The sequence below is a fragment of the Flavobacterium haoranii genome (genome assembly GCF_009363055.1).
GTDB classification, from domain to species: Bacteria; Bacteroidota; Bacteroidia; order Flavobacteriales; family Flavobacteriaceae; genus Flavobacterium; species Flavobacterium haoranii.
The window spans coordinates 1,744,931-1,760,984 of the sequence record NZ_CP045292.1; the positions used below are offsets into that span (position 1 = coordinate 1,744,931).

Sequence of the window (16,054 nt, forward strand, 5' to 3'; positions counted from 1 at the left end):
AAGCGACATCCTTTTTTGTTCTCGATTTAACCAAAACTTACAAAAAAGATACAGCGCACAGCAGGAATTAGCTTCTTATTTTTATTTTGGATTAACTGCTACAACCATTTTTATTTGATTGCGGTATGCGATATCCATTACATAAACTACTTTTTCGTGAGGTACCGATTTCTCGGCACGTAAAACAATAGCTTTATTTTCACTTCCTTGCATTTGAGCTAGCAAAAGCTCTTCAAGTTGAGTTTCGTCGACTTTATTTTTGTCGATAAAAAAGTTCAAATCTTTATCAATACTTACCGACAAACTTTTGTTACTATCTGTTTTTCCTTTTCCTTTAGGTAAAACTAAGTCTAAGGCATTTGTAGTAACCATTGTGGAGGTAAGCATAAAAAATATAAGCAACAAGAAAACAATATCCGTCATTGACGACATATTGAATTCTGTTGATACTTTATTTTTGTTTTTACCAATTCTCATACTATACTGGCTCGTTTAATAAATCTAAGAACTCTACTGCATTTGCTTCCATTTGGTTTACCACTTTGTTTGTTTTAACAACTAAGTGATTGTATCCCATATAAGCAATAATACCTACAATTAAACCTACAACTGTAGTCGTCATTGCAGTATAAATACCTTCTGCAAGCGCACCAACTTCTATTTGCCCTCCTCCACTTGCCATTTTATGGAAAGCAAGAATCATACCTAAAACTGTTCCAAGGAAACCAATCATTGGTCCAGCTCCAGAAATAGTAGCTAGCATACTTGTATTTTTCTCTAGTTTATATAATTCTAAGTTACCCGCATTTTCAATAGCCGTATTTATATCTTCAAGTGGTTTACCAATGCGAGAAATTCCTTTCTCAATTAAACGAGCAACTGGGGAATTAGTTTGAGCACAAAGCATTTTAGCACTATCTATTTTACCTGACATAATATTCATTTTAATATTATTCATGAAATTTGCATCAATTTTACTTGCTTTATTAATTGCCATTAAGCGTTCGAAATACAAGAACAAAGCTAAAAACAACAAAATAAAAAGCACTAAAATAATGGCTTGACCACCAATTCCTCCACTAGTTAAAAGCTCCCAAATTGATAAGGTTTTTTCTACTGGTTGATCATCAGTTAAAACTTCGTTAGCAATTGCTAAACTATCTGCTTGAAGAAATAAACTCATATTTATATTTTTATTATTGTAACGAAAATTCTTTTAAAAAATTATATTATGGAGCAGCATTTAAAATTACATCTCTAATAATTATAAAACCAGCCGATCCTGCTAAAAATCCAATTAAGGCTAACCAACCAATTTTTTTCAAATACCAAAAGAAATCAATTTTTTCCATTCCCATTGCTACTACACCCGCAGCAGAACCAATAATTAAAATACTTCCTCCTGTTCCTGCAGCATAAGCAATAAAATGCCAGGCTGGTTCATCCATACCAATTTGGAACATTCCAATACTTGCTGCTACTAAAGGCACATTATCAATAACAGCTGAACCCGCTCCTAATAACAATACAACTAAATCAGAAATTTTTGTTGAATGGTGTTCTGTTCCTAAATTTGGGACATAAGCTTCTAAAATTCCAGCAAAATCAAATAACATTCCTAAAGATTCTAAAGCAGCAACCGCCATTAAAATACCTAAGAAAAATAAAATACTTGGCATCTCAATTTTAGAAAGTGACTTATGAACTGGGCTATGATTATGAGAACCTTCACCAGCTGTTGCTCCACCCATGCTGAATTCACGATTACTCAAAAATTCTGCAATAGCCGCAACGATAGCTAAAGATAACATCATACCAACGTATGGTGGTAAATGTGTAATTGTTTTAAAGATAGGAACAAACATAATAGCACCCAATCCAAGGTAAAACATTACAGAACCATATTTTGACGAACTTTCTTCTTCTTCAGTTGTATCATCCTCAACTTTACCTTTAAAAATTGCCATACGAGAAGCAATTACTACAGGAACTACATAACAAAGAATTGAAGGAATTAATACGTGTTCGATTAAAGAAGCAGCTGAAACCTTATTAGCAATCCAAAGCATTGTAGTAGTAACGTCACCAATTGGTGACCAAGCACCACCAGCATTAGCAGCAATAACAATTAAACCGGCAAACCAAAGTCTAACTTCTTTGTCTTTAATGATTTTTTGTAAAATTGTGATTAGAACAATTGTAGCAGTAAGGTTATCGATAATAGCCGATAAGACAAACGCTAAAGTAGTGAACAACCAAAGTAATCTTGTTTTACTTTTTGTTTTAATAAATGACTTAATAGTTGAAAAACCGTCAAAATAGTCTACAATTTCAACAATAGTCATAGCTCCCATTAAGAAAAATAAAATTTCAGCTGTTTTTCCTAAATGATGTAACAACACACCTTCTACATGATGCGCTTCTTTACCAACTCCTGGTAAAATTTCATAAACCTGCATGTGATTTACAGCAATAATAGCCCATAAAATAGCCATCATTCCTAAAGCAGGGATTAATTTATCTATTTTAAAAGTATGCTCCATAGCAATACCTAAATATCCAAGAATAAAAATTACAATTAATAAAGTTTCCATTAAAAATTAGATTAGTTGTTTTAATGCAATTTCAAAAGCTCTAGCACTGATGTTTTTCTTATCAGCATTTGAATCGTAAACTTTTTGAATTGCGTTTTTAATAATATTTGAAGTATCAGAGAAAATAGCTTCATCTGTCATTTGAACTTTACATTCCATAAAATAAGCAAATACTCTAGCCATACCGCAGTTAGCAATAAAATCTGGCAATAAACTTACTTTTTTATCTGTTTCTTCCATAATTGGACCAAAGAAAATTTCTTTATCTGCGAATGGAACGTTTGCACCACTTGAAATTACTTCAAGTCCAGAAGCTATCATTTGATCTACTTGCTCTTTTGTTACTAAACGAGAAGCAGCGCAAGGTGCAAAAATATGCGCTTCAGTTGACCAAATTCTTTTATTTAATTCTTCAAACGGAATCATATTAGCCGCTACTAATTTATTTCCATCTTTGTTTAAGAATAATTCTTTAATTTCTTCGAATGAAAATCCGTTTTCGTTGATTAAACCACCATCTCTATCTATAATACCAACTACTTTAGCTCCCATTTGAGATAAGTAATAAGCTGCAGCTGAACCGACATTACCAAATCCTTGTACAATAGCTTTTTACCTTTAACATCACCACCAAATGTAGTATAATAATGACGAACAGCTTCTGCTACACCATAACCCGTAATCATATCTGCAACTGTATATTTACGGTTTACATCTGGTGAAAAGTTAGGATTTTCAATAACTTTAATTACGCCTTGACGTAATTGACCAATTCTGTTAATTTTATCAGCTTCAGTAGGTTTAAAATGTCCATTAAAAACACCTTCTTGTGGATGCCAAACACCACAATCTTCTGTCATTGGAATTACTTCATGAATTTCATCAACATTTAAATCGCCACCTGTACCATAATAATTTTTTAATAAAGGTGACACTGCTTTGTACCAACGCTCTAAAACGCCTTTCTTGCGAGGATCATTTGGATCAAAGTTAATTCCTGATTTAGCTCCACCAATTGCTGGACCTGAAACAGTAAATTTTACTTCCATAGTTTTTGCCAAAGAAAGTACTTCATTCATATCTAATCCTTTACGCATTCTAGTTCCTCCTCCAGCAGCACCACCACGAAGAGAATTTATTACTGTCCACCCTTCTGCATCGGTTTCAGGATCTTTCCAATTAAATACAATTTCTGGTTCTTTATTTTCAAATTTTTGAAGTAAATCTTTCATTAGTTTGGGTTAATTTTAAGTTTCACAAATATACATATTATAAGTCGTTCTAATAGTTGAAACAAAATATTTTAGCGATTTCCTAACAATCTTTTTGAGGATAGTGAAAAATATTTCCTGAAGAATGATTTTTAGACGCTCCAGTAACTGAAGCCAAAACATTAATTTCGTTTCTTAACTTCAAAACACCTAAAAATCCAAATATTAGAGCTTCTTTAAACTCGATTAATTTTTTATTTGGGATTATCCAATTTGCGGTTGGATTTAGTTCTTTTAATCTTTCAATTAAAAAAATATTATAAGCGCCTCCGCCAGTAATTAAAACGCTCGAATTATCTTTTATTTCTTTTACAAGCTGAATAGCTATATGTTCAACGAATGTTCTTAAAATATCATTAATCGATATTTCATATTTGTTTATTATAGGTAGAATTTCTTTTTGTACAAACTCTTTTCCTAGCGATTTAGGATATGATTTCTCATAAAAATCTAAAGCATTTAGCTCTTTTAATAATTGATTATTAATAACTCCTGATTTTGCTAATTCCCCTTCGTTGTCATATTGAAAACCAATTTTTTCAGTAAAATAATTCAGCACTATATTAACAGGTGAAATATCAAAAGCTATACGTTTTCCGTTTTCATTAAATGAAACATTAGAAAAACCACCTAAATTCAAACAATAATCATATTCTGAAAAAAGTAATTCATCTCCAATTGGCACCAATGGTGCTCCTTGCCCACCTAATTTCACATCTTGAACTCTAAAATTACATACAACAGTTTTCTTTAATATAGTGGCTATTTCAGGTAAATTTCCAATTTGTAATGTTAGCCCTTTTTCAGGTTGATGTAAAATAGTATGTCCATGACTACAAACCGCATCAACATCTTCTATTTTATTTTTATCAATAAATAATTGAATTTGGCCTGCTAAAAATTGAGTGTAATTTTTATTTAAAACATCTAATTCTTCCTTTTTTAAATAAAAGGCACTATTTAAAGTTTCTTTCCAGTTCGAATTGTAAGAAAATGTTTCAACATTAAGAACCTCAAAATTCCATTTTTGGTCCTTTTTATAGAATTTTAAGTAAGAAAAATCAATTCCATCCAAGGAAGTTCCTGACATTACGCCTATAACGTTGTAGTTTTCTTTAATCATGGGGTTAAAATTACAAATTCATATTGAAAATTTGATAGCAAATGACTACATTTGGGAACTTTTTTTAAACAAAACACAAACTTTTTATTTAAATACTATGGATTTTAAATTAAGCGAAGAGCATTTAATGATTCAACAAGCAGCAAGAGATTTTGCTCAAACAGAATTATTACCTGGCGTTATTGAGAGAGATGAACATTCAATTTTCCCTACTGAGCAAGTTAAAAAAATGGCTGAACTAGGATTTTGGGTATGATGGTGGATCCAAAATATGGTGGAGCTGGTTTAGACAGTATTTCGTACACTTTAGCTATGGAAGAGATTGCTAAAGTAGATGCATCTGCTGCTGTTATCATGTCTGTAAACAACTCTTTAGTTTGTGCTGGTTTAGAAAAATATGGATCAGAAGAACAAAAAATAAAATATTTAACTCCTCTTGCAAAAGGTGAAGTAATTGGAGCTTTCTGTTTATCAGAACCAGAGGCGGGTTCTGATGCAACTTCTCAAAGAACAACTGCAATAGATATGGGTGACCATTATTTATTAAACGGAACAAAAAACTGGATTACAAATGGTGGAACTGCTTCTACTTATTTAGTAATTGCTCAAACTGACGCTTCAAAAGGACACAAAGGGATTAACGTTCTTATTGTAGAAAAAGGAATGCCAGGTTTTGAAGTTGGTCCAAAAGAAAAGAAAATGGGTATTCGTGGTTCTGACACGCATACTTTATTATTTAATGATGTAAAAGTTCCAAAAGAAAACAGAATTGGTGCTGATGGTTTCGGTTTTGCTTTTGCCATGTCTACTTTAAATGGCGGACGTATTGGAATTGCTTCTCAAGCATTAGGTATTGCTCAAGGTTCTTATGAATTAGCTTTAAAATATGCTCAAGAAAGAGTTGCTTTTGGTAAACCAATTTTTCAACATCAAGCAATTGCATTCAAATTAGCTGACATGCACGTAAAAACTACAGCAGCTAGATTATTAGTGCATAAAGCAGCATCTGAAAAAGATCAAGGTTTAGATATTGCGCACTCTGGTGCAATGGCAAAATTATATGCTTCAGAAGTAGCTTTAGAAGTAGCTAATGAAGCGGTTCAAATTCACGGTGGAAACGGTTACGTTGCAGAATATCATGTGGAACGTATGATGCGTGATGCTAAAATCACTCAGATTTACGAAGGAACTTCAGAAATCCAACGAATTGTAATTTCAAGAGGATTAGTAAAATAATCTTTCACAATAAATTTTAAAAGAGTTCAGCAAAAACTGAACTCTTTTTTTTTGCATTTTTAATAGCACTTTTTTCAATAAAGCTTATTTTTTACAACATTATGTTATATTTTCAATAATTCTTTTCAAAATACTACTGTGTTTGCTGTTTTTTTCATAACTTAATAGTTCCGATTTTATAAAATCGACCATTTACAAACTACTTTTTGTAAATGAAATCAGAATTAAATTATGGAAGATCAAGGTTTATATAGAAGTTCATTTGAACACGATTCATGCGGAATAGGATTCATTGCTCAAGTTCACGGCGAAGCCAATCATCAACTAGTTGCCGACGGAATTACCATGTTGGAAAATATGGAACATCGTGGCGGAACAGGAATCGATTCTTGTTCGGGTGACGGTGCCGGAATTTTAACGCAAGTTCCAGATGAATTTTTCAGAAGCGAATTGACAAAAATAGGAATTGAATTACCCGAAAAAGGACATTATGGCGTGGGAATGATTTTCTTTCCAAGAGATAAAAAATTACGTGCTCTTTGTCGGGAAACCATCAATGCTATTTTAGAAAACAGAGGTTTTGATTTGTTGGGCTACCGAAAAGTTCCCGTAAATAACGAATCTTTAGGAAATGCACCTAAAGAAACCGAACCTGCTATCGAACAACTTTTTGTTTCTCATGAAGAATTCTCTGGCGATTCTCGTGAATTTGAACGTCGTTTGTATGTGCTGCGAAAAGAAATCACAAAAACAATCCACTTGCGATTTAGCCTAACGGACGAAAATTTCTACATCGCTTCGTTTTCGTCTAAGACTATTGTATACAAAGGTCAATTGACTACTTTCCAAGTGAAAGAATATTTTTTAGATGTGTCCAATCCGTTGTACAAATCGAAAGTTATTTTAATTCACTCCCGATTTTCTACCAATACATTTCCGAAATGGCATTTGGCACAACCGTTCCGCTTTTTGGCACACAATGGCGAAATTAACACCATTCAAGGAAATGTAAACTGGATGCAATCCTTCCAAAATCATATTGAATCTTCGCATTTTTCTCCCAAAGATATTGCAACTTTAAATCCTGTGGTTAATCATAAAAATTCCGATTCTGCCAATTTAGATAATATGTTAGAATTGCTCTATCAAGCCGGAAGAAGTATGCCGTATAGCATGATGATGTTAATTCCAGAAGCTTGGCAAGAAGATAAAAATATGGACGAAGCCAAACGCAATTTTTACCAATATCACGCTTCGTTAATAGAACCTTGGGACGGTCCGGCTTCCTTGTGTTTTACCAATGGTGATTTTGTAGGCGCAACTTTAGATCGAAACGGATTACGTCCGTCACGATTTTGTTTTACCAAAGATGGTCGAATCATTTTATCATCGGAAGCAGGCGCTTTACCCATAGAAGAAGAAAATATCGACCGTAAAGGGCGTTTGGAACCGGGAAAAATATTTTTGATCGATTTAAACAAAGAGCGTTTTATTGAAGACGACGAAGTAAAAGCGGAAATCGTCAACCAAAAACCCTATAAAACTTGGATTTCCAATAACGAAATCAGTATTGAACAACTTCCGAAACGCAACAAATCGTATGCAATTGAAAATCCGGAAGACTTGTTTGTAAAACAGAAAATGTTTGGCTTTAGCGAAGAAGATATCGACCGCCATTTAGTGGAAACGATTACTTCTGGCAAAGAGCCTATTGGTTCTATGGGATTCGATTCGCCTTTGGCAATCCTTTCCGATAAACCCCAACATTTGAGTAATTATTTCAAGCAACATTTTGCGCAAGTCAGCAATCCGCCCATTGATCCGCTTCGCGAACGCATCATGATGTCGCTGAATACGAGTATTGGTCGCTCGTTTAATATTTTATCGACAACTCCGGCACATTGCAAACAAATTACTTTTGAACATCCGGTTGCCACAAACGAACAATTAGAAGCTGTTCGCCAAGTTGATCATACCAATTTTAGAAGTAAACAAATCAATGCTGTTTTTGAGGCTGATGGAAAACCAGGACGATTGCGTGAAGCACTTCGAAAAATTTGCAAAGAAGCAGACAAAGCCTTGTTAGACGAAGGAATCAATATTTTAATTATTTCCGATAGAAATTCTAGTGATAAATGGGCTCCAATTCCATCCTTATTAGCAGTCGGAACCATTCATCATCATTTAACTCGTAAAAAATTACGCGTTAGAACCGGAATAGCCGTTGAAGCTGGCGATGTTTTAAATTCGCATCATTTCGCTACTTTAATTGGTTACGGAGCTAATGTGGTCAACCCATACATGGCTTTTGCTTCCATTGATGCTTATTGCAAAAAATATCAAAAAGAAGACGAAAAAGCCTATTACTATAAAAATTTTACTAAATCAATTAATGACGGACTATTGAAGATTTTCTCTAAAATGGGAATTTCAACATTACAATCTTATCATGGTGCTCAAATATTTGAAGCAGTTGGTATTCACAATGAAGTCATTCAATATGCTTTCACAGGAACCGTTTCGCGCATTGAAGGTTTAAACTTTGATGATATTGCGAAAGAAATTTTGCAAAAACACCACTATGCTTACGATTTCAACGAACATTATTTAACAACTGGTGGTTTTTTCCAATGGAATAAAGAAGGTGAAAAACATTTACTTTCGCCAGAAGTTATTCATTTATTACAACAATCGGCTTGGAAAAACGATTACCAACAATATAAACAATTTGCCGAATTAGTCAATTCAAGCGAAAAAATTTCACTTCGCAACTTATTAAAATTCAGAAAACGAATCAGCGTTCCATTGGAAGAAGTCGAATCTGTAACTTCGATTTTAAAACGATTTTCAACCGGAGCTATGTCTTTTGGTTCATTGTCGTGGGAAGCACACACTTCCCTAGCAGTTGCCATGAATAGAATTGGCGGAAAATCCAATTCAGGTGAAGGTGGCGAAGATCCTATTCGTTACGAAAAAACAGAAATGCGATCTGCGGTTAAGCAAGTTGCTTCCGGAAGATTTGGTGTAACTATCGAATATTTAACGGAAGCCAACGAAATCCAAATTAAAGTTGCTCAAGGCGCAAAACCAGGCGAAGGCGGACAACTTCCGGGTTATAAAGTAGACGAATGGATTGGGAAAGTGCGTCATTCCACACCGGGCGTGAGTTTGATTTCACCACCACCACATCACGATATTTATTCTATTGAAGATTTAGCCCAACTTATTTATGATTTAAAATCAGCTAATCCTTCGGCGAGAATCAATGTGAAATTGGTTTCCAAAGCTGGCGTAGGAACAATTGCAGCCGGAGTGGTAAAAGCAAAAGCCGAAGCTATTATGATTTCGGGTTACGATGGCGGAACCGGAGCTTCACCAATTAGTTCTATTCAACACGCGGGTTTACCGTGGGAACTAGGTTTGGCAGAAGCCAATCAAACTTTGGTAATGAATGGTTTACGCGATCGTGTCGTTTTACAAACAGATGGTCAATTGCGCACGGCTAAAGACATTGCTATTGCTACACTTTTAGGTGCCGAAGAATGGAGTATTTCTACTGCTGCTTTGATTACGCAAGGTTGTATTATGATGCGCAAATGTCATACGAATACATGTCCGGTTGGTGTTGCAACCCAAAACAAAACATTGCGTGAATTATTCAAAGGCAAACCCGAATATGTCATCAATTATTTCACACATATTGCTACGGAACTTCGCGAAATTATGGCTTCTCTTGGTTTCCGAACCATTAATGAAATGGTTGGTCAAGTAGATGTTTTAAAAGTAGATCCGAATAGCAGCACCATTTGGAAAACCAAAACACTAAACTTAGACGCTCTTTTGTATAAAGCGCACAACACTTACAACATTCCAAATCATATTTTTAGTTGTCAGGCTTTTAATTTGGAAGGAAGTTTAAACCAAAGAATTGTTGACGAAATTTTCCCGCGTTTCAAAGGCGAGAATTTCATTGAAAAAAATTACACGATTTTTAATTTAGACCGAAGTGTTGGAACTACCTTATCGCATTACATGGTAAAATATGAAAAGGAAAATCTTGAAAAAACACCATATATTAAATTGAATTTCATTGGCTCTGCCGGACAAAGTTTTGGTGCTTTTGCGCATGCTAATTTGTTCTTAAATTTAATTGGTCAAGCCAACGATTATTTTGGAAAAGGACTTTCGGGCGGTCAATTGGTCGCTAAAAAAGCAAAAGAAGCAACCTTTTTATCGCGAGAAAATTCCATCGTGGGTAATGTTGCTTTATATGGTGCAACTTCCGGAAATATTTTTATCAACGGACGAGCCGGCGAACGCTTTGCAGTTCGTAATTCGGGTGCCGATGTGATTGTGGAAGGCGTTGGTGCACATGGTTGCGAATATATGACCGGAGGAAAAGTGATTGTCCTAGGAACCATTGGTAAAAATTTTGGTGCCGGAATGAGCGGAGGAATTGCGTATCTCTACAAAACGCAAGAAAATTTAGAAGCTATGGTGAATTTCGAAATGCTAGAATTCGATGAAATTACTACTAACGAACATGAATTTCTATTCGATAAAATTCAGGAACACATTCGATTAACCAATAGTACACTTGGGAAAGAAATTTTAGCCGATTGGAACGTTACAAAACATCACTTAGTGAAATTAATTCCTAACGAATACAAAAAAATCATTTTGGCAACCCAAACAAAAGTTGCAGAATACTAAATGAAACTGAAATGGACGGATTTTTAAAATATAAAAGAGAATTACCTCAAAAACAAGAAGTTGCAGAAAGAGTAAAACATTTTACCGAATTCACTTCTCCTTTTGACTCAAAAAACGAACAAGAACAATCGGCTCGTTGCATGGATTGTGGCGTTCCGTTTTGCCATTACAAATGTCCGTTGGACAATAATATTTCCGATTTTAACAAAGCGGCTTTTGAAGGTCGTTGGCTAGATGCCTATCATATTTTGTCGAAAACCAATCCTTTTCCCGAGTTTACCGGAAGAATTTGCCCGGCTCCATGCGAACAAGGTTGTGTTTTAGGCATTAATAGTGATGCCGTAACCATTGAAGAAATTGAAAAAACGATAATCGAAAAAGCGTTTGAAAACAATTGGATTATCAACGAAGAACCGAAAGAGCGAAACGGAATTAAAATTGCCATCATTGGTTCCGGCCCCTCGGGTTTAGCTGCTGCTTACTATTTAAATTCGTATGGTTATAGTGTTGCTGTTTACGAAAAAGATAAAGAATTTGGTGGTTTGTTGACCTACGGAATTCCCGATTTTAAACTGAACAAATCGGTAGTCAAAAGAAGAATCGAGCTGTTAAAAGAAGTCGGAATTGAATTTCATTCTCAAACGGAAATCGGAAAAGACATTCCGCTAACGGAACTCGAACAGCAATTCGACAAAATCATATTTGCTATTGGAGCGCAAAAAGAACGTCAGTATGATATTTCTTTAGAAAATTTCAGCAACGCGCATTATGCCATGGAATATTTAACGGAAACCAATAAATTAGTTTCTGGCGAAATCAACTCAAAAGAAATCAATGCCAACGGAAAACACGTTGTGGTCATTGGCGGTGGCGATACCGGTTCTGATTGCATTGGAACAGCCAATCGAGAAGGTGCTTTATCTGTCACCGAATTGGATTATCATGAAAAGCCTCCTAAAGATCGTTCCGAAAAAACGCCTTGGCCTTTAGATGCTTACCAATATAAAGATTCGACTTCTCACGAAGAAGGCAGCCAACGCATTTTTAAAAATTATGCCACCCAATTCAATGTTGACGAAAACAAAGCGATCGTTTCCATAACCATTAGCGAGGTAACTCTTGGTTTTGACCAAAACGGCAACCGAACCAAAGAAATTGTTGCCAACACTAGCCGAACCATTCCTTGCGATTTGGTTTTAATCGCCATCGGGTTCACGGGTTCTATTGCTATTTCTGGAAACCACATTAATTGGAACAGAGAAAAATTTGCTCGTAAAAATTACAGTACTTCAAATTCTAAATATCTCACTATTGGCGATGCCCGAATTGGCGCTTCGTTGGTAGTAAACGCTATTGCCGATGGTAGAAATTTAGCGCATTCACTTAATAAAAATAATTAGCACACAATCGCTTAAAAATAAATAGTTGTCCCGCTGTTCGCTGTATCTTTTTTGTTTTTTTGTCAGTTCGAGCTAAATGGAAGTAACTCAAAAAAGGATGCCGCTTCCATCGGGGCTATATTTTGGGATAACAGATCCAAAAAAAAGAAAAGTTTATAAAACAAAAAACCCTATCCGATATGGATAGGGTTTTCAAAAGAAAGGCAGCGACCTACTCTCCCACAGTTATGCAGTACCATCGGCGCAATCGGGCTTAACTTCTCTGTTCGGAATGGGAAGAGGTGAGCCCCGACGCAATAACCACCTTAAGTTTTTAGTTTTCAGTTCACAGTTTATAGTTTACAGTTTTAAAAACTCTTAACTTATAACTCAAAACTCATAACTGCAACTTTGTTGCAATATTTTAACATATTGAGAAAAGAATCTATTTTATAATTCAGAAAGAAAGTTCCCCCGCAAAAATGCGGGGGAGACGCGTACATAAGCTTACGGGTTATTAGTACTACTCGGCTATGACATTACTGCCTTTACACCTATAGCCTATCAACGTGGTCATCTTCCACGACCCTTAAAAGAAATCTCATCTTGTGGTGGGTTTCGCGCTTATATGCTTTCAGCGCTTATCCCTTCCCGACGTAGCTACTCTGCAGTGCCCCTGGCGAGACAACAGATACACTAGAGGTCAGTCCAACTCGGTCCTCTCGTACTAGAATCAGATCCACTCAAATTTCTAACGCCCGCAGTAGATAGAGACCGAACTGTCTCACGACGTTCTGAACCCAGCTCGCGTGCCACTTTAATGGGCGAACAGCCCAACCCTTGGGACCTTCTCCAGCCCCAGGATGTGACGAGCCGACATCGAGGTGCCAAACCCCCCCGTCGATGTGAGCTCTTGGGGAGATCAGCCTGTTATCCCCGGCGTACCTTTTATCCTTTGAGCGATGGCCCTTCCATGCGGAACCACCGGATCACTATGCTCTACTTTCGTACCTGATCGACCTGTATGTCTCTCAGTCAAGCTCCCTTATGCCATTGCACTCTACGCACGGTTACCAAGCGTGCTGAGGGAACCTTTAGAAGCCTCCGTTACTCTTTTGGAGGCGACCACCCCAGTCAAACTACCCACCAAGCAATGTCCCCCGCATCCGCGGGGTTAGGCCTCAGACAAGCAAAGGGTGGTATTTCAACAATGACTCCACGAATCCTTGCGAACCCGCTTCAAAGTCTCCCACCTATCCTACACATCACGTGTCCAAGGTCAATACTAAGCTATAGTAAAGGTGCACAGGGTCTTTTCGTCCCACTGCGGGTAATCGGCATCTTCACCGATACTACAATTTCACCGAGCTCATGGCTGAGACAGTGTCCAGATCGTTACACCATTCGTGCAGGTCGGAACTTACCCGACAAGGAATTTCGCTACCTTAGGACCGTTATAGTTACGGCCGCCGTTTACTGGGGCTTCAATTCAATGCTTCTCCGAAGATAACATCTCCTCTTAACCTTCCAGCACCGGGCAGGTGTCAGGCCCTATACTTCATCTTACGATTTTGCAGAGCCCTGTGTTTTTGATAAACAGTCGCCTGGACCTTTTCACTGCGGCCAGCTTGCGCTGGCGACCTTTCTCCCGAAGTTACAGGTCTATTTTGCCTAATTCCTTAGCCATGAATCTCTCGAGCACCTTAGGATTCTCTCCTCAACTACCTGTGTCGGTTTACGGTACGGGTACTTATAATCTAAGTTTAGAAACTTTTCTTGGAAGCCCTTAGGCACACTATCCCATCGTCCGAAGACTCCGAGTACTATCGCATTTCACCATCTTCTACGGATTTGCCTATAAAAGATATAGCTAAGTGCTTTAACGAACTATTCCGTCAGTTCGCGGTGCTTTCATCACTCCGTCATTCCATCACAATTATAAGTAGTACGGGAATATTAACCCGTTGGCCATCGACTTCCCCCTTCGGGTACGCCTTAGGACCCGACTAACCCTCAGCTGATTAGCATAGCTGAGGAAACCTTAGTTTTTCGGTGTGCGGGTTTCTCGCCCGCATTATCGTTACTTATGCCTACATTTGCTTTTCTAAACAGTCCAGCAATCCTCGCAGATCACCTTCAACCCAGTTTAGAATGCTCCCCTACCACAGATTAATCTGTCCATAGCTTCGGTAGTATACTTATGCCCGATTATTATCCATGCTCGTCCGCTCGACTAGTGAGCTGTTACGCACTCTTTAAATGAATGGCTGCTTCCAAGCCAACATCCTAGCTGTCTAAGCAGACAAACCGCGTTTTTTCAACTTAGTATACATTTGGGGACCTTAGCTGATGGTCTGGGTTCTTTCCCTCTCGGACATGGACCTTAGCACCCATGCCCTCACTGCTTATGAGCATTTATTAGCATTCGGAGTTTGTCAGGAATTGGTAGGCGGTGAAGCCCCCGCATCCAATCAGTAGCTCTACCTCTAATAAACTCCATAAGCGCTGCCCCTAAAGGCATTTCGGGGAGTACGAGCTATTTCCGAGTTTGATTGGCCTTTCACCCCTACCCACAGGTCATCCGAAGACTTTTCAACGTCAACCGGTTCGGTCCTCCACTATGTGTTACCACAGCTTCAACCTGCCCATGGGTAGATCACACGGTTTCGCGTCTACCATTACTGACTATGGCGCCCTATTCAGACTCGCTTTCGCTACGGATCCAGTACTTAATACCTTATCCTTGCCAGCAACGGTAACTCGTAGGCTCATTATGCAAAAGGCACGCCGTCACCCCACTAAAGGGCTCCGACCGCTTGTAAGCGTATGGTTTCAGGATCTATTTCACTCCGTTATTCACGGTTCTTTTCACCTTTCCCTCACGGTACTGGTTCACTATCGGTCTCTCAGGAGTATTTAGCCTTAGCGGATGGTCCCGCCAAATTCACACAGGGTTTCACGTGCCCCGCGCTACTCAGGATACCACTATCCTTATCTTCTCTTACTTATACAGGACTATCACCTTCTTTGGTTAACCTTTCCAGGTTATTCTAATTCAATCCGCAAGAAATGTCGTGGTCCTACAACCCCAAAATTGCCGTAACAACTTTGGTTTGGGCTAATCCGCGTTCGCTCGCCACTACTTACGGAATCACTTTTGTTTTCTTCTCCTCCGCCTACTTAGATGTTTCAGTTCAGCGGGTTCGCCCCCTATCGGGTACTATGTCTTCAACATAGTGGGTTGCCCCATTCGGATATCTGCGGATCAATTCGTATGTGCCAATCCCCGCAGCTTTTCGCAGCTTATCACGTCCTTCATCGCCTCTGAGAGCCTAGGCATCCCCCATACGCCCTTATTTTGCTTATTGTACTTATTAGTCTTACATTTAAATGCAAAACTGTGCTTTCTATTCTACTTATGTTTTTCTTTTCTCAATATGTCAATGAACTTTTATCACCTAAGTGATTCGTGGAGAATATCGGAGTCGAACCGATGACCTCCTGCGTGCAAGGCAGGCGCTCTAGCCAGCTGAGCTAATCCCCCAATTTTTATTAATTGTGAATTACGAATTACGAATGTTATAATTCATAACCTCTCAACTTCTAAAATTTCCTAGTATCTTAAAATTAGTAGTCCCGGGCAGACTCGAACTGCCGACCCCTACATTATCAGTGTAGTACTCTAACCAGCTGAGCTACGAGACTCTGTATTTAAAACTTATTTTTTGAACTAACAGC

General features: G+C 37.5%; 6 protein-coding genes, 2 tRNA genes, 2 rRNA genes and 2 pseudogenes. 3 read left to right on the top strand and 9 right to left on the bottom strand.

What is annotated here, in order from left to right:
- Window positions 1–81: 81 nt before the first annotated feature.
- The 5 genes and pseudogenes from GCU34_RS08405 to GCU34_RS08425 form a co-directional block, all read right to left on the bottom strand.
- On the bottom strand, window positions 82–477 hold the full coding sequence (locus GCU34_RS08405; RefSeq protein WP_072784637.1) for an ExbD/TolR family protein: 396 nt from the start codon (window positions 475–477) through the stop codon (window positions 82–84).
- Between the two features lies 1 nt (window position 478).
- A complete protein-coding gene (locus GCU34_RS08410; RefSeq protein WP_072784639.1) occupies window positions 479–1,183 on the bottom strand; it encodes a MotA/TolQ/ExbB proton channel family protein in 705 nt (234 codons plus the stop codon).
- Window positions 1,184–1,229: 46 nt separating this feature from the next.
- On the bottom strand, window positions 1,230–2,594 hold the full coding sequence (nhaD, locus tag GCU34_RS08415) for a sodium:proton antiporter NhaD (RefSeq protein WP_072784641.1): 1,365 nt from the start codon (window positions 2,592–2,594) through the stop codon (window positions 1,230–1,232).
- A gap of 6 nt (window positions 2,595–2,600) precedes the next feature.
- Window positions 2,601–3,826 (bottom strand): annotated as a pseudogene (locus GCU34_RS08420) (Glu/Leu/Phe/Val dehydrogenase dimerization domain-containing protein).
- Between the two features lie 82 nt (window positions 3,827–3,908).
- The gene (locus tag GCU34_RS08425) at window positions 3,909–4,988 is read right to left on the bottom strand and encodes an anhydro-N-acetylmuramic acid kinase (protein ID WP_072784645.1); all 1,080 of its coding nucleotides are present in this window, start codon (window positions 4,986–4,988) and stop codon (window positions 3,909–3,911) included.
- 97 nt (window positions 4,989–5,085) lie between these two features.
- On the opposite strand from GCU34_RS08425, the pseudogene GCU34_RS08430 reads away from it, so the two are divergent.
- From GCU34_RS08430 to GCU34_RS08440, 3 genes and pseudogenes are all read left to right on the top strand, one after another.
- Window positions 5,086–6,224, top strand: a pseudogene (locus GCU34_RS08430) (acyl-CoA dehydrogenase).
- Window positions 6,225–6,455: 231 nt separating this feature from the next.
- Window positions 6,456–10,937 (top strand): glutamate synthase large subunit, encoded by a 4,482-nt coding sequence (gene gltB, locus GCU34_RS08435; RefSeq protein ID WP_072784647.1) that lies wholly within the window; start codon window positions 6,456–6,458, stop codon window positions 10,935–10,937.
- An 11-nt stretch (window positions 10,938–10,948) separates the two neighbouring features.
- Complete coding sequence (locus GCU34_RS08440; RefSeq protein WP_072784649.1) at window positions 10,949–12,337, top strand: glutamate synthase subunit beta; 1,389 nt, start codon at window positions 10,949–10,951, stop codon at window positions 12,335–12,337.
- 198 nt (window positions 12,338–12,535) lie between these two features.
- On the opposite strand, the gene rrf is transcribed toward GCU34_RS08440, so the two are convergent.
- From rrf to GCU34_RS08460, 4 genes are all read right to left on the bottom strand, one after another.
- A 5S ribosomal RNA gene (rrf, locus tag GCU34_RS08445) occupies window positions 12,536–12,645 on the bottom strand.
- Window positions 12,646–12,813: 168 nt separating this feature from the next.
- Window positions 12,814–15,684, bottom strand: a 23S ribosomal RNA gene (locus tag GCU34_RS08450).
- 102 nt (window positions 15,685–15,786) lie between these two features.
- Window positions 15,787–15,860: transfer RNA gene (locus GCU34_RS08455), tRNA-Ala, on the bottom strand.
- Between the two features lie 87 nt (window positions 15,861–15,947).
- A tRNA-Ile gene (locus tag GCU34_RS08460) sits at window positions 15,948–16,021 on the bottom strand.
- Between the last annotated feature and the right edge of the window lie 33 nt (window positions 16,022–16,054).